Consider the following 22,637-nt stretch of genomic DNA (forward strand, 5'->3'; position numbering starts at 1 on the left):
GCAAGGGCGCTACGCCCTTGCCGCTGTTGTTGGTTTTTCTGCGGTCAGCGGGATATGCGCAACGCCGCTTTTCATGATCCATTTGCGTAACCACGGTGTGGTAAGAATGCGATTTTTAATGATTTTTCCCAGCAGTTTTATGCGTAATCGCCGCGTTTTTTGGCGATAGACTTTATTCGCATTATCCGGCGCATTGCAAAGCACGCCGCTGAGTATTTCGGCGCTATCCAGCGCGTAACTGATGCCTTCGAGCGAGCTGGCGCTGATAAAACCGGCCGCTTCACCAATCAAAAATGCATTATCTTCCCCACAAACAAAATCGCCCCAGCGCGACGGGCACAGAACGGTACATTTTTCGCTTTTCACCACCTCGCCAAAGCGAAAATTGAACGTCTCAAGCCGCGTTTTCAGCGCCTCAAAATTTTCACGGCTGTTTTTCAACGCAAACGCACCGCCAAAAATAAAGTAGCCCTCTTTACTGATGCTCCATGCATAACAATCGGTGGTCGCGTTATCGAAAACGCAGGAATAGAACGGCTGCGGGTGCTTGTCTTTAAACCATTGTTGCAGCGCGACATATTTACGAATGTCATGCGCAGGGTAAATAACCCGCCGCACCATTGAGTTTGCGCCGTCTGCGCCCACCAGATAACGGCATGTCACAGTGGATTCCGCGCCTTCGGCGCAAAATGTCAGATGCCAGAGATCGTTTTCGCGCCAGATTTTTCGGCACAGCGCATCGTGGTAAACATTGACCGAGGGTGGAACCAACGATTTCATCCACAAATCAAACGCATGGCGATCGATATTCAGGTAACTGCGCTGGTAGTTTCGCGTAAGGCCACTTTGCACATCGACCGTACGCACGCTAAAAATCTGCGGATCGGCCATCACCTGCACCGGAAGCGTAATACCTGCACGGATAAACGCCCGCTGCGCATCGGGTGCCAGCAGCCCACCGCACGGTTTTTTAAAGCCGCTATTGCCCTGCTGCTGCTTTTTATCCAGCGCGATAACGCTCAGGTTCCCGGCTAACTGCCGCGCCAGTGCCGCGCCTGCTGGCCCCAGCCCGATTATTGCCACGTCAAAATGCTGCATCATTTCCTCCTGTGTTAAGGGAGGAAGGCTATACCGAGTCTGTGAAGTGACCGTGAAGTGCAGAGTAGGCGAATCCCGCCCATTGCTATACCCTGAAGCGACATTATGGCTTCAGGGTCTTTTCATGAAACAGCTCACCTTTGCTCCGCGCAATCATCAGCTTACCAATATCAACACCTGGACGGCAGACAGCCAGTGGCTGGTATTTGATGTTCGGCCCTCTGGCGCATCGTTTACTGGTAAAACCATTGAACGGGTCAATGTGCGCAACGGTGACGTTGAGGTGCTGTATACCGCAACACACGGTGCGCATGTTGGGGTAGTGACGGTGAACCCTCGGGCGCAAGAGTATGTCTTTATCCACGGTCCGGAAAATCCGGACGCCAGCTGGCAGTATGATTTTCACCATCGGCGCGGCGTGGTGTTGGCAAATGGTATCGCCCGTAACCTTGATGCGCTGGACATTACCGCGCCTTACACGCCCGGTGCATTACGCGGCGGCACACATGTGCATGTGTTCAGCCCGAATGGTGAGTTTGTGAGCTTCACGTATAACGACCATGTATTGCACGAGCGCGATCCGGCTCTGGATTTACGCAATGTCGGTGTCGCGGTGCCGTTTGGCCCGGTTACGCCGCCTTGCACGCATCCACGCGAATATGGTGGAAGCCACTGGAGTGTTTTGGTTAGCCGCACGACGCCCGTGCCACAGCCGGGTAGCGATGAGATCAACCGCGCGTATGAAGAGGGGTGGGTGGGCAATCAGCGGCTGGCGTTTATCGGCGATACCTTGTCGCACAGCGGTGAAAAAGTGCCGGAGTTGTTTATTGTTGCGCTTCCCGGCAATGAACAGGGCTGGAAAACGCCGGGCGATGCGCCATTAGCGGGCAGCGAACAAACCCTGCCCGCGCCGCCAAAAGGTGTGATGCAAAAACGCCTGACGTTTACCCATCACCGCCGCTACCCAGGATTAGTGAATGTGCCGCGTCACTGGGTGCGCAGCAATCCGCAAGCCACGGCAATCGCGTTTCTGATGCGCGACGACGATGGCATTGTGCAATTGTGGCTGATAAGCCCGGACGGCGGCGAACCGCGCCAGTTAACGCATACAACTCACGGAATTCAGTCAGCTTTTAACTGGCATCCTTCCGGCAAAGCGCTGGGATTTGTGCTGGAAAACCGTATTGCGATGTGCGACGCGCAGCATGGCGATATCACCTTTTTGAGCGCCGATCATGCAAATCCCCCGTCGGCAGATGCGGTCGTGTTTTCACCGGATGGTAAGCAGATTGCCTGGATGGAAGAGGTGGGCGGTTTCCGCCAGCTATGGATGACGGAAACCGGCAGGTAATTTAATGTGCCGGCATGGGCGCGGGGGGGATCACCGAATCGGTCGCCAGCGAGGCTTTCTCGCTTTGTTCCACCCGCGATTTGAGAGAACTATCGCGGCGGAAAAGATCCCACGGCAGCAATAGCGTATCCAGGATGGCGGTAAAGGGCATATCCAGCACCACCAGTGATTTCGTGCCTATGCCGGTGTCATCATCAGACAGCATCGCCGAACTGGCGCGTGTGCCGGGGTACGTCCCCTCTTTGCCGCCAGTATGCGACATCACGCTTGAACACCCCGACAACACCATCCCGCTGAGCAATGCAGAAACTATCAGAATCGTTTTCATTTTCGATTTGTCATCGTTGTTTATCGTTTGAATGCTATCCAGGGGGTTATAGCCTCCCGAACGAGAAAGCGACAGCATTCGAGCTCCGCTCTGTGGCGGCATTCGCACTTTAACTTTTTGTGCTGCTACCCCAGTCTATGCGTTGTGCCAGAAAGTGCAAAAAAAAGTCCGAATTGCGGGCTTGAAAACCTCTCCTTCAACCACATTTTAGGAATGTAGCCCGGGAACATGCCGGAAGGGTGTTCGGCTACGTTAGTTGCCTGTCCATGGTGGAAGGCATAAAAATCTCGCTGATTTCAGGAGCTTTAACTATGCGTAACTTCGATCTTTCCCCGCTTTATCGTTCAGCCATTGGTTTTGACCGTCTGTTTAACCTGCTGGAAAACAATCAGAACCAGAGCAATGGTGGTTACCCTCCGTACAACGTTGAGTTAGTGGATGAAAACCACTATCGCATCGCTATTGCTGTGGCCGGTTTCGCGGAAAGCGAGCTGGAAATCACCGCGCAGGACAACCTGCTGGTGGTGAAAGGTGCCCATACCGACGAACAGAAAGAGCGCACTTACCTCTATCAGGGCATCGCCGAACGTAACTTCGAGCGTAAATTCCAGCTGGCGGAAAATATCCACGTGAAGGGTGCCAATCTGGTCAACGGCCTGCTGTATGTCGATTTAGAACGCGTGATCCCGGAAGAGAAAAAACCGCGTCGTATCGAAATTAACTGATTATCCAGGGTCGCGGCTGGCGGCCCATCCCAGACATGCTCGCCGACAGGGAGCATATGTGAGCTTACGCGCTCGCAGGTATTCACTCGCTTCTTAGAAGGAGAAACACAATGCGTAACTACGATTTATCCCCGCTGCTGCGTCAATGGATCGGTTTTGACAAACTGGCCAACGCCCTGCAAAGCACCAGTGAGCAACAGGCGTTTCCGCCCTACAACATTGAGAAGGGCGACGACAATCACTACCGCATTACCCTCGCGCTGGCTGGTTTCCGCCAGGAAGAGCTGGATATCCAGCTGGAAAACGGGCGCTTAACCGTTAAAGGTACGCCGGAAAAACCGGCCAACGAGCCGAAATGGCTGCATCAGGGGCTGGTGATCCAGCCGTTTAGCCTGAGCTTTACGCTGGCCGACTATATGGAGGTCTCCGGTGCGACCTTCACCAACGGCCTGCTGCATATCGATCTGCTGCGTAACGTGCCGGAAAGCGCCGCGCCTCAGCGCATTGCCATCAGCAATCGCCCGGCGTTAAACAGCTAACGGTCAGTAACGAAAAGGCTCCGCATGCGGGGCCTTTTTTGTTTATGCCCGCACGCCCTGCAAGAAGCGGTGGCGCCAGGGTTTCAGCACAAAAAACGCCAACAGCGCACAGAGAATATCCAGCGTAATGGCGCAGCCAAATACCAAATCCCAGCTACCGGTTTGCTGAAACAGCAGCGCGGCCAGCGGGCCGCCGAAAATCGAACCAATCCCCTGAGATATATAGAGCCAGCCGTAATTCGCGGTGGCATGCTGCGTACCGAAGGTGTCGGTGAGCGTGGCGGGAAACAGGGAGAAAATCTCGCCCCAGCCGAAAAATACCACCCCGGAAAGCAGAACAAACAGCAGCGGATCGTCTTTGCAGAGCAGCCACAGCGCCATTGCGCAGCCTTCCAGGCCAAAAGCGATAAACATCATGTTTTCCCGGCCAATCCGGTCAGAAATATAACCGCACACCGGGCGCGTCAGCCCATTCATAAAACGGTCAATGGTCATTGCCAGCGGCAGCGCCGCCATCCCCATTACCGTTACGGCAGTGATGCCGAAATCCTCAGCGAAAATGGCCATCTGCGACGTCACCATCAGCCCTGAGGTAGACATCATGGTCATCATCGCAAACATCAACCAGAACAGCGGTTTTCGCAGCATCTCTTTCGGCGCGACGCTTTTATCGTTCATCTTCAGGTTGCTGGCAATTTCTTCTGTTCGAATGCTGTGCGGCGCCCGTAGCCCCTGACTGGCGATAAACCCGATGAATGCCATCAGCAGGCCAAATTGCCACAGCGTATTCTCCAGCCCTTTGGCAGCCAGCGATTGTGTCACCGGGAAAGTTGTCAGGATCGCGCCCATACCGTAGCCCGCCGCCACCATCCCTGTGGCAAATCCGCGTTTTTCCGGGAACCATCGCACCATCAGGCCAACCACGCCGATATAAACAATGCCGGTGCCAAGACCGCCCAGTACGCCGTAATAGAGATAGAGTTCCGTCAGGCTGCTGATGGTGGCGGTCAGCATCCAGCTTACGCCGCTCAACACCGTGCCGATGGCAATCAGCCGCCGCGGGCCAAACTTATCAATTAACCGCCCCTGAAAGGGGGAGAAGAAGGTTTGCAGAATAATCAGCAGCGAAAAAGTGAGCTGGATTTCCGCCAGGGGCACGTGCAGTTTTTCCATAAACGGTCGCGTCAGTAGCGCCCAGACATACTGCGGGCTGGAAATAGAAACCATGCACACCAGGCCCAGCGCCAGTTGCATCCACTTTTTCGGGCTTGCTACCACCACGTTGGTCAATGTTGTATTTGTCATTCTGCCACCCTGTTGTTAACAAAAGTGGTCTTTTGCATTAACTATGCCATAACCTGTTGTTGCGGCTGGGATTGCATCGATGCTTAGCAGGCATAGGGTTTGAATCAATCCTGAAGCAGTCAGACAGGCGAACAGCACTGCTTTGATTCGGGGCAACCGTCGTTTGCTGGTGCACTTTTCGCCACATCACGAAGCAGAGAAAATCCCTGCACTTTGTGCAGCATCACCCATACAGTTATTACAGCTTCTGCCAATATTCCTGTAGTCATCATGTACAGGGAAACGATCATGAGTGATATCGCATTAACCGTAAGCGTTCTGGCACTCGTTGCTGTCGTCGGATTATGGATAGGCAACCTGAAGATTCGTGGCGTCGGGTTTGGCATTGGTGGTGTGCTGTTCGGTGGGATAATCGTCGGCCACTTTGTTGATCAACTGGGCATTCCATTGAGTAGCCCAATGTTGTTATTTGTGCAGGAGTTCGGCCTGATCCTGTTTGTGTATACCATCGGCATTCAGGTCGGCCCCGGGTTCTTCGCCTCGTTACGCGTCTCCGGCCTGCGGCTGAATCTGTTCGCTATTCTGATAGTGCTTCTCGGCGGCCTTGTCACCGCCATTCTGTATAAGCTGTTCGCCATTCCGTTGCCGGTGGTGCTGGGGATTTTCTCCGGCGCGGTAACCAACACGCCAGCACTTGGCGCGGGGCAACAAATCCTGCGTGATTTGGGGATTGCAGGCCCGGTGCTGGATCAGATGGGCATGAGCTACGCGATGGCCTATCCGTTCGGTATCTGCGGTATTTTGCTCAGCATGTGGTTATTGCGTGTGCTGTTTCGCGTCAATGTGGATGAGGAAGCGCGTAAGCACGACGCCACCCTCAGTAACGGCACATCGCTGATTCGCACCATCAATATTCGCGTCGAAAACCCGAATCTCAACAAGATGGCGATTCAGGACGTGCCGATCCTCAACAGCGATAAAATCATCTGCTCGCGCTTAAAACGCGGTGAGTTGTTGATGGTGCCTGCGCCCGGTACGCTGATTGAAGCCGGCGATTTGCTGCATCTGGTGGGATTACCTAAAGATCTGCATAACGCTCAACTGGTTATCGGCCAGGAAGTTGATGTCTCGTTATCCACGCGCGGTACGGATTTGCGAGTGGAGCGCGTGGTGGTGACCAACGAAAAAGTGCTGGGGAAAAAGATTCGCGACCTGCACTTTAAAGAGCGCTATGACGTGGTGATTTCACGGCTTAACCGCGCCGGGGTTGAACTGGTGGCGAGCAGCGACGCCAGCCTGCAATTCGGCGATATTCTTAATCTGGTCGGGCGACCATCGGCGATTGAAGCCGTCGCCAATGAAGTGGGTAATGCGCAACATAAACTGCAACAGGTGCAGATGCTGCCAGTGTTTATCGGTATTGGTCTCGGCGTGTTGTTAGGGTCGATCCCGCTGTTTATTCCCGGTTTTCCTGCGGCGCTAAAATTAGGTCTGGCCGGTGGGCCGCTGATTATGGCGCTGATCCTTGGGCGCATTGGTACCATTGGCAAGTTGTACTGGTTTATGCCGCCCAGCGCCAACCTGGCGCTGCGGGAACTGGGTATCGTGCTGTTTCTGGCGGTGGTCGGGCTGAAATCCGGCGGGGATTTTATCGCCACGCTGACTCACGGCGATGGGGTGAAATGGATGTGTTACGGCATTTTCATTACTGCCGTTCCGCTGATAACCGTCGGTTTGCTGGCGCGGATGGTGGCGAAGATGAACTATCTGACCTTATGCGGCATGTTAGCCGGGTCGATGACCGATCCGCCCGCGCTGGCCTTTGCTAACGCGTTGCACCCCACCAGCGGAGCGGCGGCGCTCGCCTATGCCACGGTCTATCCGCTGGTGATGTTTTTGCGCATTATCACGCCGCAATTACTGGCGGTGATCTTCTGGGGAATGGGCTAATGGCGTTTCCGGGTGGATACGCCGCAAATGGTAATCCACCTGGTAATCGCGGGTGTTACGGAACATCACCGAGTAGTTAAGGAACTCGCCGCTGTCGCTGTAGGAAAGGGAGGTGATACGCAGCAGCGGCGTTTGTTCCTGGATGTTCAATATTTGCGCCAGTTGCTTATCTGCCAGCACCGGCGTCAGGCTTTCGTAGTTGCCGCTAATTGTTATTCCGCACTCCTTTTCGATGTAATCGAACTTTGACCCTTCAAGGTGCGCCAGCGAGAGCGTACGGAACAGTTTCACCGGCATATAGCTATCTTCCAGCATCAGCGGTTTGCCTTCGACATAACGCACGCGGCGCGAGAAGTAGATGCGCTCATTGATTTGGATGCGCAACTGGCTGGCGATCGCCGGTGGCGCAGGCATCACTTCAAACAGCAGCACTTTGCTGTGTACCTCTTTCCCTTGCTGGCGCAGCACTTCTACCAGCCCCGTCAGGTTGGTAGTTTCATGATGTACATCTTTGCGCGCCACAAAGGTTCCGCTGCCGTGACGGCGCACCACCAGCCCCCACACCACCAGCAGATCAACCGCTTTGCGAATGGTCATTCGCGCTACGCCAAACTCCTGCGCCAGCGTTTTTTCGCCCGGTAAGGGGCTACCGACGTTGTAATCCGAGGAATTCAGCCGCAGACGCAGCCGCTCGGCTATCGATTTGTAGATCACCTGTATACCTCTTTACACCCCATGTCAGGAATATACGCACCCTACATGTCTACTTTTAACTCAAAAAGTAGACCTGAAGGAGTGAAATAAAACCATGAAAGGGATCACGGAACGCAGCGGCGCGTCCTGCCGGCAGGAAGGTGAATTCTTATGCTCATTTCAGGCCACTAAAACAAAACAAGGCCTCTCCCCTACAGGTTGTTTCATGAGGATTTAACTATGCTCAGTCAAATACAACGTTTCGGCGGCGCAATGTTTACCCCGGTGCTGCTTTTTCCCTTCGCGGGCATGGTGGTGGGTATCGCCATTATGCTGCGCAACCCGCTTTTCGTCGGTGAAGCATTAACCGCACCCGATAACCTTTTCGCGCAGATTGTGCACATTATCGAAGAAGGCGGCTGGACCGTGTTTCGTAATATGCCGCTGCTGTTTGCCGTTGGTTTACCGATTGGCCTGGCAAAACAAGCGCAGGGACGTGCCTGCCTCGCGGTACTGATCAGCTTTTTAACCTGGAACTACTTTATTAACGCGATGGGAATGACCTGGGGTCACTTCTTTGGCGTGGATTTCTCCGCAGAGCCGACGGCCGGTAGCGGTTTAACGCTGATCGCCGGGATTAAAACGCTCGATACCAGCATTATTGGCGCGATCGTGATTTCCGGAATTGTGACCGCCATCCATAACCGTTTTTTTGAAAAGCCATTACCGGTCTTTCTGGGGATTTTCCAGGGCACGTCGTTTGTGGTCATTATCGCTTTTCTGGTGATGATCCCCTGCGCGTGGTTAACCCTGCTCGGCTGGCCGAAAGTGCAGTTGGGCATTGAATCCTTACAGGCTTTTTTACGCTCTGCCGGTGCGCTGGGCGTGTGGGTGTATACCTTCCTCGAACGCATTCTGATCCCGACCGGGTTGCACCATTTTGTCTATGGCCCGTTTATCTTCGGCCCGGCGGCAGTGGAAGGTGGCATCCAGGTTTACTGGGCGCAGCACTTACAAGAATTCAGCCAGAGCACCGAGCCGCTGAAAGCTCTGTTCCCGGAAGGCGGATTTGCGCTGCACGGTAACTCGAAAGTCTTCGGTTCTGTCGGTATCGCGCTGGCATTGTGGTACACCGCCGCGCCGGAAAACCGCGTCAAAGTTGCCGGTCTGCTGATCCCCGCCACGCTCACTGCTGTACTGGTAGGGATCACCGAACCGCTGGAATTTACCTTCCTGTTTATCTCGCCGCTGCTGTTCGCTATTCACGCGGTACTCGCCGCCTCCATGGCGACGGTGATGTACAGCTTTGGCGTAGTCGGCAATATGGGGGGCGGGCTGCTTGACCAGTTCCTGCCGCAAAACTGGATCCCGATGTTCCATAACCATGCGGCGATGGTGTTCACCCAAATCGCTATTGGCCTGTGCTTTACCGCGCTCTACTTCGTGGTTTTCCGCACATTGATTGTGCGCTTTAACCTGAAAACCCCAGGCCGGGAAGAGAGCGAAATCAAACTCTACAGCAAAGCCGATTACAAAGCCGCGCGCGGGCAAACCACGGCAGCCGCAGCGAATACCCAGCTCGGCCAGGCAGCCGGTTTCCTGCAGGCACTGGGTGGCAGCGCAAATATTGAAAGCGTGAATAACTGTGCCACCCGGCTGCGTATCGCGCTGGTCGATATGGCGAAAACACAAAGCGATGACGTCTTTAAAGCGCTTGGCGCGCACGGCGTGGTCCGGCGCGGCAACGCCATCCAGGTGATTGTCGGGCTGCATGTCCCGCAAGTACGCGACCAAATCGAATCGTTAATGAAAACCCCTTTATCCCCCGAACCATCTACCATGACAGAGGCTGTATCATGAAAAAATTCTCCGTTGTTATTGCCGGTGGCGGCAGCACCTTTACGCCGGGTATCGTTTTAATGCTGCTGGCTAATCGCGATCGCTTTCCGCTGCGGGCGCTGAAGTTCTATGACAACGATGGCGCGCGCCAGGAAACCATCGCCGAGGCCTGCAAAATCATCCTGCGGGAGCAGGCACCGGATATTGAATTCAGTTACACCACCGATCCAAAAACCGCCTTTAGCGATGTCGATTTTGTGATGGCGCATATCCGCGTAGGCAAATATCCGATGCGTGAACAGGATGAAAAAATCCCGTTGCGCCACGGCGTTGTCGGCCAGGAAACCTGTGGCCCAGGCGGTATTGCCTACGGTATGCGCTCGATTGGTGGCGTACTGGAGCTGGTGGACTATATGGAAAAATACTCCCCGAATGCCTGGATGCTGAACTACTCCAACCCGGCGGCAATCGTGGCGGAAGCGACGCGCCGCCTGCGTCCGCAGGCAAAAATCCTTAATATCTGCGATATGCCCATCGGCATTGAAGGGCGCATGGCGCAGATTGTGGGCCTGCAAGATCGTAAACAGATGCGGGTGCGCTATTACGGGCTGAACCACTTTGGCTGGTGGACATCGATTGAAGATTTGGACGGCAACGATTTAATGCCGAAATTACGCGAATATGTGGCGAAAAATGGCTATGTTCCTCCGGCGAAAGATGAGCACACCGAAGCAAGCTGGAACGATACCTTCGCCAAAGCGAAAGATGTGCAGGCGCTTGACCCGGATACGATGCCGAACACCTATCTGAAGTATTACTTGTTCCCGGATTATGTGGTGGCGCACTCCAATCCTGAGCGTACCCGCGCTAATGAAGTGATGGATCACCGTGAAAAACAGGTGTTTGGTTCCTGTCGCGCCATTATCGAAGCGGGAAAATCATCGGCAGGTGAGCTGGAAATCGACGAACATGCGTCGTACATCGTCGATCTGGCAACCGCCATCGCCTTTAACACCCAGGAACGGATGCTGCTGATTGTGCCGAACAACGGCGCGATCCATAACTTTGATGCTGACGCGATGGTGGAGATCCCTTGCCTGGTGGGTAAAAACGGCCCGCAACCGCTCACGGTTGGCGATATCCCCCATTTCCAGAAGGGGCTGATGAGCCAGCAGGTTGCCGTGGAAAAACTGGTAGTCGATGCCTGGGAACAGCGCTCTTATCAGAAGTTGTGGCAGGCGATAACCTTGTCCAAAACAGTTCCGAGCGCTTCTGTCGCCAAAGCCATTCTGGATGATTTAGTCGAAGCCAATAAAGCGTTCTGGCCTGAGTTGCATTAATCCCCGCGACCGGCATCGTCAGGATGCCGGTCCAAATATGAAACGTGTCGAAAAAATTCACCGTATCCGCTACTTTGTTGACCAGTACACCAACAAGGAGCCCTGATGAAAATTTCCCGCGTTGGCCAGGCGCCGGACTATCGTTTCTCGCTGGCGAACGAACGTACTTTTCTTGCGTGGATCCGCACGGCGCTTGGTTTTCTGGCGGCCGGTGTGGGTCTGGATCAGTTAGCGCCGGAATTTGCCACGCCGCTGATTCGCGAAGTGCTGGCGTTGCTGCTGTGTCTCTTCGCAGGCGGGCTGGCGTTGTATGGCTACCTGCGCTGGCTGGGCAATGAAAAAGCGATGCGCCTGAAAGAAGATTTGCCTTACACCCGTGCCCTGCTGGTGATAAGCGTTATTCTGCTGGCGGTTGCGCTGGTGGTGATGGTGCTGGTGTTCTATGGCGGATAACCGCAAAGCGCGCCGCGAAGCGGACCCCGGCCTGCAACCGGAACGCACGTCGCTGGCGTGGCTGCGCACATTGTTCGGCTACGGCGCGTTGATGGCGCTGGCGGTCAGGCATAACTGGCAGCATTCAGGGCTGCCGTTTTGGATCTCGCTGGCGGTACTGCTGTGCGTGGCGCTTCTGCTCTGGCGCTACACACATAAACGTATCTTAATGGATGTGAATAAAAGTGATTTCGTCTTATCCGGCGCGGTTCGTGACAAATTGTTGATCTCCCTCGCGGTGCTTTCCCTCGCATTACTGTTTGCTGTAACGCATATCCGACAATTACTCCTGATTTTCTGAGGAACACCGCATGCCAGGCTGCCACGTTATGGCCAGGCCCGCCCGTTGTCGCCGCTGTACTGACATGGGAACACAGCCGCAAAAGAGAATGGATGATGCCGCTTTGCGGACGTTTATTCGCCAGCAGATCGCTACCCACTCCGCTGCTAGTGTGCCTTTTGCCTGGCAAGAGGGCGGTTTGGATTTTTTCCGCCGCATCGTTGCGCTGCAAAAGCGGTACGCTAAAAAACGTATCGAAAACACCTTCCATACGGACGGCAGTTCGCTTGATGATGAGTTGTGCCGTTTCTTTCACGAGCACGGCTGGCGGGTGAGTCTCTCTATGAACGTCCCTGCCGTGGCGCAAGATATCCGTCACGTTAACCGCAGCGATCAGTCCTCACACCAGCACGCGCTAAATGCTGTTCAATGGCTGGCGAAACATAGCGTGGCATTCAGTGTTAACTGTGTCGTCAACCACCGCAACAGCCAGCAGCCGCTGCATCTGTACCTTTCTCTGCGTGCTCTCGGCACGCCCTTTGTGCACTTTGTTCCGCTGGTGGAGCAAGATCCGCAGGGACATTTAACGCCGGAATCAGTGAGCGCAGCGGCGTGGGGCCATTTTCTGACCACCGTGTTTGACTACTGGGTGCGTGAAGATATTGGTCGGGTTTATATCCCGCTCTTTGACGAAACACTCGATGTCTGGAGCGGCTATCCGTTACACCTGTGCTCCTGTAGCGAAACCCGCGATCGCACGTTTGCGCCGCATGCGAACGGCGATACCGCGTCGGTTTACTCCGATAACCATTTGGGCAATCCGATTATCACGGTGAATGCCAGCGATGACGCAGCGACGGGCGGGCCGCATCAAACCAGTCTGCTTAGCGAGGCGTGTCGCCGCTGCGATATGCTGCCATTTTGCCAGGGCGATTGCCCGAAACATCGCGTTGTACAGGGCAAAAGCGCGCTGTGTGACGGCTATTACCACTTCTTTAGCTATTCCGGGCCTTATATGCGGGTGATGCGTGACCTGCGCAAACAGCGGCACTCCCCGATGTCTTTATGCGCCTTTTTGCAGCATTGCTAAATTAGCGCGCTTTCGCCAGATAGCGCGCCATCTCCTCTGCGGGCACCATGCCGCCGCCTGTCGCCCACACCAGGTGGGTGGCCTGCGCCAGTTGCGTCTGGCTAAAGCTGTGAAGCTGATGGTAATCGCGCTCTTCACTGATCTGTTTCGGACCCGGCATGCCCGCCAGCGCCGACGGTTCCAGCAAAATGTTCTCTTCCTGCGCCAGTAATCCCAGCAGGTTATAAAGCGTCTGGTCATCGACGGTGTAAAAACCGTCCAGCAGGCGTTCCATCGCGCGGCCAACAAAACCCGACGCGCGCCCGACGGCCAGCCCATCGGCGGCGGTCTGGTTATCAATGCCTAAATCCTGCACCGCAATGCCATCATGCAGGCCGGTGTACACGCCAAGCAGCATGCACGGTGAATGCGTCGGTTCGGCAAAAATACAGTGGACATCATCGCCAAACGCCAGCTTCAGGCCGAACGCCACACCGCCAGGGCCGCCGCCAACGCCGCAGGGGAGATAGACAAACAGCGGATGGTCTTTATCGACTACTTTACCGATACGGGCGAACTGCTCTTTTAGCCGTTGCCCGGCGACCGCATACCCGAGGAACAGCGTGCGGGAGTTTTCATCATCAATAAAAAAGCAGTTCGCGTCCGCCTGCGCCGCGCGGCGGCCTTGCTCAACGGCAACACCGTAATCTTCGGCATATTCCACCACGTTCACCCCGTGGCTGCGCAGCAGCGCTTTTTTCCAGGCGCGGGCATCGGCAGACATATGTACTGTTACGCGAAAACCGAGGCGCGCACTGATAATGCCAATCGACAGCCCGAGGTTACCGGTCGAACCGACGGCGATACTGTACTGGCTAAAAAAGCGGGTGAATTCAGGCGAGAGCAGGCGGCTGTAATCGTCTTGCGGCGTCAGCAACCCGGCGGCGAAAGCCAGTTTTTCTGCGTGGGTCAGCACCTCATAAATGCCGCCGCGCGCTTTGATTGAGCCAGAAATCGGCAAGTGGCTGTCTTTTTTCAGCCACAGCTCACCGGTGATGCTTTGCCCCAGACGGTGCTGCATTGCCGGGATCGGCACTACGTCGGATTCAATGATGCCGCCGCTGGCAGCGGTTTCTGGAAACGCCCGCGCAATAAAAGGCGCAAAGCGTGTCAGGCGGGCGTGCGCATCGCTCACATCTTGCGGTGTCAGACCAACATGCGGCAAAGCCTCGGCAACCGAGGTAGTATTAGGGTTAAACCAGCGCGTTTCTTGCAAATCAATCAGGCGTTGCACTAGCGGGTCGTGCTGGATGAGCTTCTGGAGGTCGGCGTTTTTCATCGGTTCTTCATCATCGAAAGCGGATGGTTAAAGAAAACAGGAATACGCCGTCGGTGCAAGTGTGCAGACGTGGTGAGAATTTATTACGTTTTGCCGCTACACGTTGTGGCGTAAAGCATGCTAAATACATGTATTCGCCCCCAATTTTCACAAGGTTAACTGTGTTAAAGCCACTGATTGCTGTTGCTATGCTGCTGGCGGGAACCTCTGCGTTTGCCGCTGATACTCCGCTGACAGCGGCGCATTACGCGCAGCAGCTGGGTGTGGGGATGGATGTCGACTGGGCGCGTACCGACAGGGGAATCCGTGAGTTTGACCCGCTGGTGGTGCGTGATTTCTACGAGGCGGGCATCCGTCATGTGCGTATTCGCGTTGCTGATAATATGACCGAAGCACGCCTGATCCATCTGCGAAAACTGGTGGAAGCCTGTGAAGCGTATGGCGTCATTCCGATTATTGCTTACCAGGCCGATAGCTTTAAAGCCGATCCCGACGCAAAAAACGAAGCGCAACTGGTGGTGTGGTGGAAAACCGTCGGCACCTTTTTTGGCACTGACCACCCGACGCTCGGTTTTGATGTAATTTATGAACCGGCCGATAAACTTAACCACGACCTTTCTGCGCTGAATCGCGCCTATGAAAATGTCGTCAGAACGCTGCATGATATCGATCCGCAGCGCATGATTTTTATCGCGCCGCGGATGCGTGCCGCTCCTGAAGATCTGCCCTCGCTGAAGCTGCCGCCGCATAGCCAGAACTTCCTGCTCGCCGAATGGCACATCTTTCCCTGGGGGCCGCTAAAAGCGAACGGCAAATACCCCTGGACTTCCGGCACGGCGGCGGAAAAAGCCGCCATTCGCGCCCGCATCAACACCGCTGTGCGCTGGCAGCAGAAAACGGGCCATACCAGTTGGGTTGGCGGTTGGGCAGTCGGCGAGTCAATGAAAAGCGCGCCAACCGAGTCGCAGCTGGCGTTTGCCCGTTTTATGGCTTGCGAGCTGAACAAGGTGAAAATCCCGTACGCCATTAACACCGATACGCAATTTTATGACGGTGAAGAGGGCGCATGGCGACCCGCGCCGGAGCCGTTACTGAAGGTGATGATCGCGCCAGATTGCTGCAAGCCCGACGCGAAGTCGGGCCATCATGAGGTTAAATCGCCGGTTCGTGGCGAGCAAAACGCGACGCCAGCGGCAGCCAGCACAGCAGGATCAAAAGCCCGGCCAGCGTCATCAGCATCCCAAGGCTAAACTGACTGTTCTGCGGCAGTTGTGACGAAAGCCACGCCAGCCCGCCGGAGCCGATATTCTGCAAGCCACCGACCAGCGCCCCCGCCGTTCCGGCGAGAAACGGGAACGGCTCCATCGCACCGCTGGTTGCCAGCGGGAACAACATCCCGGCACCAAAGAAGAACAGCGCGGCGGGAACCACCAGCGTCCAGATGTTCATCACGCCCAGCAAACCGGGGATCCACATCAGAATACCGGCCGCCAGGCAGCTAATCACCGACTGCCACATTAACGTGGTGAAGCGCTTATTCTGCCGTCCGGCAAACCATGCGCCGAAAAACGCTGCCGGAATTGGCAGGATAAACAGCACACTGACCGTAATGCTGTTGAGGCCAAGAACGCCACCCATCAATACGCCGGAACAGGCTTCAAACACCGCAATTCCCGCCAGACCGCCAATCAACATCAGCAGATAGCAGTTAAACGCGCCGCTGCCGAACAGCGTTTTATAGCTGGCGATAAGCCGGATGCGCGGCGCGCCCGTTGGGCGGGTTTCCGGCATCCAGCGCGCCATGCTGTAGGTGACGAAGACACACAACGCCAGCAGGAAAATAAAGCAGGCGCGCCAGTTCACCAGCGTGTTCAGCACGCCGCCAATCAGCGGAGCCAGTAACGGGCTGACCAGAATCCCCATGTTCAGCAGGCTGTTGGCGTGGCGCAGCTCTGTACCCGCGTAAAGATCACGCGGCAGGGTTCGCGCCATCACGCCGCCGACGCCGGTACCAATGCCCTGCAAGGCGCTGGCCAGAATTAATACCGCCAGGCTGTGCGTGGAGATAGCAATCAGCGTCGCCAGCATAAACATGCTCATCCCGGCGAGGATCACCGGCCGACGTCCAATTCTGTCCGCCAGTGGGCCATAAAAAAGCTGCGAGACGCCATAGGTCAGCAAATAGGCGGCCATGACGCTCTGTACCGCGCCTTCACGCACATTAAGATCGCGCGCCATATCGGCGATGGCTGGAATATAGATTGTCTGCGCCATCTGCCCGACAGCGACCAGCAGTACCAGCATCAACAACAAATTGACGTTTCTTTGCCTTTTCATTTCGATGATTACTTTAAGAAAATGAGGAAATAAAGAATATATGGCTGTAATTCAGCCTTTATGCGGGAGAAATCTAGCACAGTCAGATGACAGAACCACTATGCGGCACAGCAATGGCAATGCTGCGCCAGGCAGGTTTTGTAAACGATTTTCGGCAACTTTTGTTGCCAGTTTGTCTTATGAAAGACGCAGTAAAATTGCCCCGACGGCGATACCGCAGGCCGCGACGATTCGCAGTCCGGCGACCTTCTCATTCAGCAACAAAAAAGCCAGCAGCGCGCCGAAGAGAATCGAGGTTTCACGCAGTGCCGCCACCACCGCCAGCGGCGCTTGTGTCATGGCCCACAGCGCCAGCCCATAGGAGCCCATCGTGCCGATACCGCCGGGCAATCCCTTTTTCCAGTTTACCGCCAGATAACGTGTCACTTCTTGTCGGCGCGCCAGCATCGCCCACAGCAGCAGGCAGAAGCCATTCATAAAGAATGTCCACAGTGTGTAGCCGAGCGCCGAACCGGCGAGGCGCACACCGGTGCCATCCACCAGCGTGTAACCGGCGATAAAGCAGGAGTTGAGTAACGCCAGCCAGATGCCTTTACGCGACTGACTGCGGCCATTGAACGCCATGCCGAGAATCGACAGACAGATCACCGCAATCCCACCCCAAGCCACACTGGAGAGCGAATCGCCAAGCCACAGCACGCTGATTATCGCCACCAGCAGCGGCGCGGTGCCGCGCATCAGCGGGTAGGTCTGGCTCATATCCGCCACCTGATAGGTTTTGGCGACCAGCACCGTGTAGATCACCTGTAAGGCGCAACTGGCAATGAGATAAGGCGCGCTGGCGAGAGTCGGCTGCGGAGAAAAAGGCAGTAAAACCAGCGCGATTAATGCGGCGGAACCGCTGACGGCAATGGCCGAATAGAGCTTGTCGCTGCCCGCTTTCACTATCGCGTTCCAGCTGGCATGTAGCAGCGCGGCGAACAGCAGGATGCAAAACACAGAGAGGGTCATAGCGGCACACGTGGGTGGAATGTCACCAAAATGTAACACGATGAGCGCAATGGAAGCCAGCTAGCCAGACCTTCGCAAATGGCGAGTTAGGCCTATAAAACGTCCCGCGAAAAGTGAACAGTTTTATAAAAAAGCGCCACCAATAAATCGTAGCAACCCCAAGTCACTACTTATCAATAAGGAGAAAACGTTATGGCCGGAGGAGCTTCAATGGGAGCGTCTTTAGCTTCCATGGGACAACTGGATATGGTTTCCGCTGCAACAACCATGATGAACGCCCAGGCGCAGTCAGCCAAAATGATCACCGATACCATTAACGGTATTACCAGTTCGTTGATCGATTCATCAACGAAAGCGCAAAACTCAATGCAGCAGGCGGGTAAAGCCATTCAATATTAAATGGCATCTCTACAATAGCGCTGTGCGATAAAGGAGTATTCTATGTGTTTTATTACCAGAGCAGCTTTAAATATGGTGAGCAACCCGCAGGTTGTTTTTCAGCAAAACAACAATGTGTTAACGCGCTGCGGTTCTGCTCCTAAACCGCCTGAAAATAATAATACCTGCTGTAAACCAGACGATGGCAAAAACTGTAATAAACCCAATAACGACTGGAATCACTGCAATAAACCCAACAACAACTGGAATAATTGTCATAAGCCAAATAATAACTGGGATGGTGGCCACCGCCCTGATAATAACTGGAATAGTTGCAATCGACCTGGCAATAATGGGAATAACTGCTCCGGTGCAAATAATCACCATCGGCCGGGCAATGACCGAAATGATTGCATTACCGATACGAAATCTATCCTGCGTCAGTTATCTGATATGTTAGAAAAGCTCTCCAGACAGGCGGGACGGGATTTAAAAGCGGCTTCCGGTAGCAATAATCCTTATGATCTACTGAAAGCCAACCGTTCGATGTCAAACTATTATTTAAATAATCAGTTTGTCTCGAAAATGATCAGCAAAATGACCAACAGCGTGGAGCGAATGACAAACCTCCAGTAACGATAAAAACCCATTATGTTAATAAGAGCAATTAACGCCATCGCCCTGTTACTCATGGTTACCTTCCTCTGCGGGTGCCAGGGTGAACTGGCGTTATATCAGGGGCTTGCTGAGCCAGCGGCTAACGCCATCGTTGCCGAACTCAAGGACAAAGGTATTGACGCCGCGAAGCAGTCGGATAAAACGGGTTATTCCGTTTCGATAGCCATGTCCGATCTTCCTGAAGCTGTGAAAATATTACATTCCGCAGGATTGCCCTCCCAGAGCTATGTTAGCCTGGGAGATGTTTTTCGAAAGGAAGGGATGATTTCATCACCGCTTGAAGAACGCGTTCGCTATATTTATGCCCTGTCTCAGGAACTCGAGTTTACGTTATCACAAATAGATGGCGTCATTATGGCCAGAGTGCATATTGTTCTGCCGGAACGTATCTCAGCGGGTGAGCCAATACAACCCGCCTCAGCAGCGGTGTTTATTAAATATAATAGGGATATTCATGTGGAAAAATTACAGCCTGTTATTAGGCGGATGGCGCTGAGCAGTATTCCGGGAATGGTTGATGCCGATGATAAAAAACTGTCTATTTCTTTTATTCCTACCACAGAATATAAAACGCAAGATGTTGCGCCGGAAAATAAAAAACCAAACACCATGATATTATATCTTCTGGGTTGCCTCTGTTTACTTGCCTCGTTTTATTTCTTTATACAGAAAAAATAAAACCAATTTTATTAAAGGGATTTTCATGCTGCGATGGATTCACTGGTGGCGCGATGGCTGGCGTCATAAACGTCATCACAGTTGGCCGTTGCCGGAAGAGTTGCACCTTATTCATGCGGTTATCGCTCATACTGAAGCACACCAAAGACACTGGATTGATAGCCTTTTTGGCGTCAAACCTGCGGCCATTCCTGAGCCAACAGAGGCGGTTATTAACGTCATTGAGCTATTACAACACCAGCGCGTTTTATTATTTGAAGCCCTTTTTTGTGTCTGCGTGGATCATCCACAATCGGTCTATCGTGTTATGTCTTCAGGTGCTTTGCAATGGTGTCGCCGGTTGGCTATGGGGTTAAAACCGGGGCTGTGGACGCCGCCTCTCTCTCCCGATCCGGACATTACCGGAATCATCCTGCTTCGCAGTTGGGTGGGTGAGCCTGTCTGGTCGCGAATGCGTTTTTCTCTGCCGAAAGAAAAAGTCGAAGAGGTCGAGCGCCAGCCAGTCATCCCTGTCACAGCGCATAAACTCTCCATGCTGTGGATGGCGGTTATCGCCTGGATACAGCGCGAACGCCCACGGTAAAACGGCCATGTTAACGGTGCATAAAATTAATCTGCTCGCCGGGGCTTCGGTTGTGCAACAACCGGTGCTGCGTAGGGAAGATATAGCGAACTTTTTTGTCGCGCAGCAGGCGTGCGACATTGCCAATCTGCGCGCCAGAGAGACGATAAAACATGCGCAATTAGCGGCAGAGCGGATTCGCCATCAGGCGTATGAAGAGGTGTCGAAGACGCTATGGAAACAGGCACAGATATTACTGAATGACTGGCAAAAAGAGCGGGAAGAGATGCGTAAGCAGACGGTCGGGTGTGCAAAACAGTTGCTTACCCAGGCGCTGCGCCTCGCATTTGACAAAGAACCCGCAAAGGCACGTATACAAGCACTTCTCAAACAGTTGCAAAAGCATCCTGAAGTTAATCGCGCGGCAATGTTAATGGTTAATCCACGGCAATATGAGCAGGCCGAACAATTTTTAAATGCCCAAGGCGATACGCCCTGGACGCTGGTAAGTGATCCCCGGCAGGCCAAAGACGAATTGTGCCTGAAAAGCCCTCACGGGAAATATACGATCGGTTGGCAGACCTTCACCGACAGTTTCCTTTCTGCCATAACGGAAAGCGCGGCGACCACCAGGGGAGCAAATGAAACCGAACGGGGAGAGTAAAGTCATTGCGGCACCATTACGCGGCGGTAATGGCGCCGTTTACTTTGCGGGGGTTAATAAATTTTGGTTATTTTATCCGGCGTGACCTGGTCGTTGGCCAGATGCACCTCATCGAATGACCAGGCGTAATCGCCAAACCTTTCCAACTGATTGACGCTGCGCAGACCTGCGACATATCCTGGCTGCATGGTGTTTGCTAGCTCCATATATTGTTCATTGTGTTCAATATTTTCCCGAAGTGAGACACCGGGTATGCCCTGCGCGTCAATTTCATACAGATGAAAACCATTGTTCAGCTCGCCCCGACCAAAACGTTCTGCTCCCTCCCGGGTTCGCGCAACGAATACCACCGGGCCGGACATCATCTTCTCAACACCGGCAAAGTAATTTCCGTCCCTGAAACCAACATTCTGCGGATCGCCACGCCGGTCGACCCGATCTGCCTGCTCAACACGGTACAATTTATTAAAATCCCTTCTCTCAATGTAGCCGCGATCGTTCAGATAGCTTCCTGGTGGCAGCTGAACGTTATCCGCCCAGGGGTTGAAATTAATCGCATCGTCGGCGTAAGGCGTGTACCCGGCGCCGGAGGTTGCGACGGATGATGGGGTGCTCCTCCCTGAACTGTTTCCTGATCGCATTTCGGTGGCCGATAACTCACTTTCCGCGCCTGGTGTTAACGGCCTGGAAAGGGGTGAACTTCGGTTTTCTGAGCCAAACAGGGAAGCGCCTGGCGTGCGCGGGAGGCCTGTTGCGGAATAACCTTCTGACATGGCTGGTGAGAAGGGGGTAACAGGTGTTGGCGCACGGCTGCTCGCCGGTGTGAATATGGGCGTGCCGGGTGTGGGTGGCAGGCTGTTTTCCGGCGATCGGCCATCCGGTAAGCGGCGGGGCAGGCTCAGATCAAGAGGGTGTTCCGTTTCTGCTGTGTCGAGTGCTGTCGAAGGGCCTGGCTGAGAATCAACGTCCATCGGCACTGGACGCGATAGTGATGCTGGCCGGGAGACACTGAGGTCGAGTGGCTGCTCGGGAAGGTCCGCACGAGGATTACCATACATTTTGCCTGCTGGCACATTCAATGGCTGGCCGGTTTGCGGCTGTACCCCACCGGGCAATGCGCTGCGCTGCCACTCGCCGTTGCCCGACTGCACCGTCAGCACCGGCTGTCGGGTCTGCGGGTCGATAATGCGCGCCCGCCCTTCGCCTGGGCGGAAATCCTGCCCGACTTCGTACACCCTGCTGTCACCTGTTCCATCGCGGTAGCGCAGCAGCCAGCGGTCATTTCCTGCCGCATCCTTCACCTGATGAATGCCCCCGGCGCTGGCGCGGCTCCCGTTGAGCAGCGCCTCGCCATCCTTCACCGCATACTGGCTGATATCACCCGCCAGCGAAGGACGCAGCCGGTTTACTGCCGCCGTTCCGGTTTCTCCGGCCGCTGCGCTCTCTGCCGCCGTGGTTTCCCCTGCCAGTGCTCCCTTAGCGGCCCTGGCTTCACCGGCCACTGCCATCTCTGTACCGGTTGCGCCGGCCATTGTCGCACCGGCTTCCCCGGCAGCCGCCTGCTCAGGGGCGTTGCGCAGCGTGGCCAGCGCGCTCCGGCCTTCCGTGGTCACCGCTTTTTCAGTGAAAAACTCCGCCATGGCGCCCGCTTCTGCGGCAATGCCGTCGAGCATCAGCAGCGCGCCGATATCTTTCATCACCAGTTCAGTGTTAGTGGGTTCATTCTGTTCGGTGCGCAGCGGCTGCCCGGCAAAATGGCGCAGCGACTGCACTTTATCGCGGTCGCTGTACTGCGCCAGCGGTTTACCTTCCAGACCCGGAACATCGTCGTGGGTGTTGGTTTTGTACTGTGCGCCGGTATTGATCTGCTGGTCGAAAAAATCCCACGCCGCCGCCACCAGCAGGGAAGGCGTGCGTGTGTTGCCCTGCGCGTCATAGTGCGTCTGCGGGGAGGCGGCATACTGTTCGCGCACTTTATCCA

Annotated in this window: 23 protein-coding genes and 1 other annotated feature; of the genes, 15 read left to right on the top strand and 8 right to left on the bottom strand. The window is 54.7% G+C overall.

Going from position 1 to position 22,637, the window contains the following annotated elements; translation table 11 throughout:
- Nucleotides 1-9 precede the first annotated feature (9 nt).
- Entirely contained in the window at nucleotides 10-1,098 is a 1,089-nt protein-coding gene (locus DFO56_RS23755) for an FAD-binding protein (protein WP_045507335.1), read from the bottom strand.
- A gap of 124 nt (nucleotides 1,099-1,222) precedes the next feature.
- Here DFO56_RS23755 and DFO56_RS23760 point away from each other — a divergent pair, with 124 nt between their 5' ends.
- Nucleotides 1,223-2,449, top strand: coding sequence for a DUF3748 domain-containing protein (locus DFO56_RS23760; RefSeq protein WP_045507337.1), 1,227 nt, complete (start codon nucleotides 1,223-1,225; stop codon nucleotides 2,447-2,449).
- 1 nt (nucleotide 2,450) lies between these two features.
- On the opposite strand, the gene DFO56_RS23765 is transcribed toward DFO56_RS23760, so the two are convergent.
- The gene (locus DFO56_RS23765) at nucleotides 2,451-2,777 is read right to left on the bottom strand and encodes a YceK/YidQ family lipoprotein (protein WP_044489763.1); all 327 of its coding nucleotides are present in this window, start codon (nucleotides 2,775-2,777) and stop codon (nucleotides 2,451-2,453) included.
- A gap of 242 nt (nucleotides 2,778-3,019) precedes the next feature.
- Nucleotides 3,020-3,095, top strand: a sequence feature (ROSE (Repression Of Heat Shock gene Expression) occurs in the 5'-region of heat shock genes and acts as an RNA thermometer to modulate expression.).
- Here DFO56_RS23765 and ibpA point away from each other — a divergent pair.
- The gene (gene ibpA / locus DFO56_RS23770) at nucleotides 3,089-3,502 is read left to right on the top strand and encodes a small heat shock chaperone IbpA (protein WP_020455839.1); all 414 of its coding nucleotides are present in this window, start codon (nucleotides 3,089-3,091) and stop codon (nucleotides 3,500-3,502) included. Its footprint overlaps the feature before it by 7 nt.
- A 110-nt stretch (nucleotides 3,503-3,612) precedes the next feature.
- Complete coding sequence (gene ibpB / locus DFO56_RS23775) at nucleotides 3,613-4,041, top strand: small heat shock chaperone IbpB (protein WP_017458081.1); 429 nt, start codon at nucleotides 3,613-3,615, stop codon at nucleotides 4,039-4,041.
- A gap of 42 nt (nucleotides 4,042-4,083) precedes the next feature.
- Here ibpB and oxlT read toward each other — a convergent pair whose 3' ends face one another.
- Nucleotides 4,084-5,346 carry an oxalate/formate MFS antiporter gene (gene oxlT, locus DFO56_RS23780; protein ID WP_045507340.1) on the bottom strand — a complete coding sequence of 421 codons (1,263 nt, stop codon included), beginning with the start codon at nucleotides 5,344-5,346 and terminating at the stop codon, nucleotides 4,084-4,086.
- 288 nt (nucleotides 5,347-5,634) lie between these two features.
- Here oxlT and DFO56_RS23785 point away from each other — a divergent pair, with 288 nt between their 5' ends.
- Nucleotides 5,635-7,296, top strand: coding sequence for a putative transporter (locus DFO56_RS23785; protein WP_045507342.1), 1,662 nt, complete (start codon nucleotides 5,635-5,637; stop codon nucleotides 7,294-7,296).
- Here DFO56_RS23785 and DFO56_RS23790 read toward each other — a convergent pair.
- Entirely contained in the window at nucleotides 7,264-8,010 is a 747-nt protein-coding gene (locus DFO56_RS23790; protein ID WP_020455836.1) for a GntR family transcriptional regulator, read from the bottom strand. The genes DFO56_RS23785 and DFO56_RS23790 overlap by 33 nt on opposite strands.
- Nucleotides 8,011-8,229: 219 nt before the next feature.
- Between DFO56_RS23790 and DFO56_RS23795 the strand changes: the two genes are divergently transcribed.
- From DFO56_RS23795 to DFO56_RS23815, 5 genes are all read left to right on the top strand, one after another.
- Nucleotides 8,230-9,849: an alpha-glucoside-specific PTS transporter subunit IIBC gene (locus tag DFO56_RS23795; protein WP_045507343.1), complete on the top strand. Its 1,620-nt coding sequence runs from the start codon at nucleotides 8,230-8,232 to the stop codon at nucleotides 9,847-9,849.
- On the top strand, nucleotides 9,846-11,168 hold the full coding sequence (locus DFO56_RS23800; RefSeq protein WP_020455834.1) for a 6-phospho-alpha-glucosidase: 1,323 nt from the start codon (nucleotides 9,846-9,848) through the stop codon (nucleotides 11,166-11,168). The genes DFO56_RS23795 and DFO56_RS23800 overlap by 4 nt, the downstream gene beginning before the upstream one ends.
- Nucleotides 11,169-11,273: 105 nt before the next feature.
- On the top strand, nucleotides 11,274-11,621 hold the full coding sequence (locus DFO56_RS23805; protein WP_020455833.1) for a YidH family protein: 348 nt from the start codon (nucleotides 11,274-11,276) through the stop codon (nucleotides 11,619-11,621).
- Nucleotides 11,611-11,961, top strand: a complete 351-nt coding sequence (locus tag DFO56_RS23810) for a DUF202 domain-containing protein (protein WP_020455832.1) — start codon at nucleotides 11,611-11,613, stop codon at nucleotides 11,959-11,961. The genes DFO56_RS23805 and DFO56_RS23810 overlap by 11 nt, the downstream gene beginning before the upstream one ends.
- Before the next feature lie 88 nt (nucleotides 11,962-12,049).
- Nucleotides 12,050-13,030, top strand: a complete 981-nt coding sequence (locus DFO56_RS23815; protein WP_082071754.1) for a radical SAM protein — start codon at nucleotides 12,050-12,052, stop codon at nucleotides 13,028-13,030.
- Nucleotide 13,031: 1 nt separating this feature from the next.
- Here DFO56_RS23815 and dsdA read toward each other — a convergent pair whose 3' ends face one another.
- Nucleotides 13,032-14,348, bottom strand: coding sequence for a D-serine ammonia-lyase (gene dsdA, locus DFO56_RS23820; RefSeq protein WP_045507346.1), 1,317 nt, complete (start codon nucleotides 14,346-14,348; stop codon nucleotides 13,032-13,034).
- A gap of 161 nt (nucleotides 14,349-14,509) precedes the next feature.
- Here dsdA and DFO56_RS23825 point away from each other — a divergent pair, with 161 nt between their 5' ends.
- Nucleotides 14,510-15,598, top strand: a complete 1,089-nt coding sequence (locus DFO56_RS23825; protein ID WP_170956370.1) for a cellulase family glycosylhydrolase — start codon at nucleotides 14,510-14,512, stop codon at nucleotides 15,596-15,598.
- Here DFO56_RS23825 and emrD read toward each other — a convergent pair.
- The gene (gene emrD / locus DFO56_RS23830) at nucleotides 15,501-16,685 is read right to left on the bottom strand and encodes a multidrug efflux MFS transporter EmrD (protein ID WP_072051613.1); all 1,185 of its coding nucleotides are present in this window, start codon (nucleotides 16,683-16,685) and stop codon (nucleotides 15,501-15,503) included. The two genes, DFO56_RS23825 and emrD, sit on opposite strands and share 98 nt — an antisense overlap.
- 177 nt (nucleotides 16,686-16,862) lie before the next feature.
- The gene (locus DFO56_RS23835) at nucleotides 16,863-17,696 is read right to left on the bottom strand and encodes a DMT family transporter (RefSeq protein WP_020455827.1); all 834 of its coding nucleotides are present in this window, start codon (nucleotides 17,694-17,696) and stop codon (nucleotides 16,863-16,865) included.
- A gap of 210 nt (nucleotides 17,697-17,906) precedes the next feature.
- Here DFO56_RS23835 and DFO56_RS23840 point away from each other — a divergent pair, with 210 nt between their 5' ends.
- The 5 genes from DFO56_RS23840 to DFO56_RS23860 are packed head-to-tail and all read left to right on the top strand — an operon-like array spanning nucleotide 17,907 to nucleotide 20,656.
- Nucleotides 17,907-18,095 carry an ATP-dependent helicase HrpA gene (locus tag DFO56_RS23840; protein WP_197539469.1) on the top strand — a complete coding sequence of 63 codons (189 nt, stop codon included), beginning with the start codon at nucleotides 17,907-17,909 and terminating at the stop codon, nucleotides 18,093-18,095.
- A 42-nt stretch (nucleotides 18,096-18,137) separates the two neighbouring features.
- Nucleotides 18,138-18,710: an EscI/YscI/HrpB family type III secretion system inner rod protein gene (locus tag DFO56_RS23845; protein ID WP_020455825.1), complete on the top strand. Its 573-nt coding sequence runs from the start codon at nucleotides 18,138-18,140 to the stop codon at nucleotides 18,708-18,710.
- Between the two features lie 15 nt (nucleotides 18,711-18,725).
- Nucleotides 18,726-19,430, top strand: coding sequence for a type III secretion system inner membrane ring lipoprotein SctJ (gene sctJ, locus DFO56_RS23850; RefSeq protein WP_045507357.1), 705 nt, complete (start codon nucleotides 18,726-18,728; stop codon nucleotides 19,428-19,430).
- A 25-nt stretch (nucleotides 19,431-19,455) separates the two neighbouring features.
- A complete protein-coding gene (locus DFO56_RS23855) occupies nucleotides 19,456-20,013 on the top strand; it encodes a hypothetical protein (protein ID WP_045507360.1) in 558 nt (185 codons plus the stop codon).
- A 7-nt stretch (nucleotides 20,014-20,020) separates the two neighbouring features.
- On the top strand, nucleotides 20,021-20,656 hold the full coding sequence (locus DFO56_RS23860; RefSeq protein WP_045507364.1) for an HrpE/YscL family type III secretion apparatus protein: 636 nt from the start codon (nucleotides 20,021-20,023) through the stop codon (nucleotides 20,654-20,656).
- A 53-nt stretch (nucleotides 20,657-20,709) separates the two neighbouring features.
- On the opposite strand, the gene DFO56_RS23865 is transcribed toward DFO56_RS23860, so the two are convergent.
- The coding region (locus DFO56_RS23865; protein WP_114413907.1) for a hypothetical protein at nucleotides 20,710-22,637 on the bottom strand (1,928 nt) is incomplete at its 5' end.

Origin of the sequence: Kosakonia sp. AG348, from assembly GCF_003337365.1 — a bacterium.
Lineage (GTDB): Bacteria > Pseudomonadota > Gammaproteobacteria > Enterobacterales > Enterobacteriaceae > Kosakonia.

Coding starts and splice junctions, on each gene's coding strand:
- DFO56_RS23855 (WP_045507360.1), top strand. CDS start 19,456: ATGCTGCGATGGATTCACTGGTGGCGCGATGGCTGGCGTCATAAACGT.
- dsdA (WP_045507346.1), bottom strand. CDS start 14,348: ATGAAAAACGCCGACCTCCAGAAGCTCATCCAGCACGACCCGCTAGTG.
- DFO56_RS23760 (WP_045507337.1), top strand. CDS start 1,223: ATGAAACAGCTCACCTTTGCTCCGCGCAATCATCAGCTTACCAATATC.
- DFO56_RS23805 (WP_020455833.1), top strand. CDS start 11,274: ATGAAAATTTCCCGCGTTGGCCAGGCGCCGGACTATCGTTTCTCGCTG.
- DFO56_RS23765 (WP_044489763.1), bottom strand. CDS start 2,777: ATGAAAACGATTCTGATAGTTTCTGCATTGCTCAGCGGGATGGTGTTG.
- emrD (WP_072051613.1), bottom strand. CDS start 16,685: ATGAAAAGGCAAAGAAACGTCAATTTGTTGTTGATGCTGGTACTGCTG.
- DFO56_RS23835 (WP_020455827.1), bottom strand. CDS start 17,696: ATGACCCTCTCTGTGTTTTGCATCCTGCTGTTCGCCGCGCTGCTACAT.
- ibpB (WP_017458081.1), top strand. CDS start 3,613: ATGCGTAACTACGATTTATCCCCGCTGCTGCGTCAATGGATCGGTTTT.
- DFO56_RS23845 (WP_020455825.1), top strand. CDS start 18,138: ATGTGTTTTATTACCAGAGCAGCTTTAAATATGGTGAGCAACCCGCAG.
- DFO56_RS23810 (WP_020455832.1), top strand. CDS start 11,611: ATGGCGGATAACCGCAAAGCGCGCCGCGAAGCGGACCCCGGCCTGCAA.
- DFO56_RS23800 (WP_020455834.1), top strand. CDS start 9,846: ATGAAAAAATTCTCCGTTGTTATTGCCGGTGGCGGCAGCACCTTTACG.
- DFO56_RS23840 (WP_197539469.1), top strand. CDS start 17,907: ATGGGAGCGTCTTTAGCTTCCATGGGACAACTGGATATGGTTTCCGCT.
- DFO56_RS23815 (WP_082071754.1), top strand. CDS start 12,050: ATGGATGATGCCGCTTTGCGGACGTTTATTCGCCAGCAGATCGCTACC.
- oxlT (WP_045507340.1), bottom strand. CDS start 5,346: ATGACAAATACAACATTGACCAACGTGGTGGTAGCAAGCCCGAAAAAG.
- ibpA (WP_020455839.1), top strand. CDS start 3,089: ATGCGTAACTTCGATCTTTCCCCGCTTTATCGTTCAGCCATTGGTTTT.
- sctJ (WP_045507357.1), top strand. CDS start 18,726: ATGTTAATAAGAGCAATTAACGCCATCGCCCTGTTACTCATGGTTACC.
- DFO56_RS23860 (WP_045507364.1), top strand. CDS start 20,021: ATGTTAACGGTGCATAAAATTAATCTGCTCGCCGGGGCTTCGGTTGTG.
- DFO56_RS23755 (WP_045507335.1), bottom strand. CDS start 1,098: ATGCAGCATTTTGACGTGGCAATAATCGGGCTGGGGCCAGCAGGCGCG.
- DFO56_RS23785 (WP_045507342.1), top strand. CDS start 5,635: ATGAGTGATATCGCATTAACCGTAAGCGTTCTGGCACTCGTTGCTGTC.
- DFO56_RS23795 (WP_045507343.1), top strand. CDS start 8,230: ATGCTCAGTCAAATACAACGTTTCGGCGGCGCAATGTTTACCCCGGTG.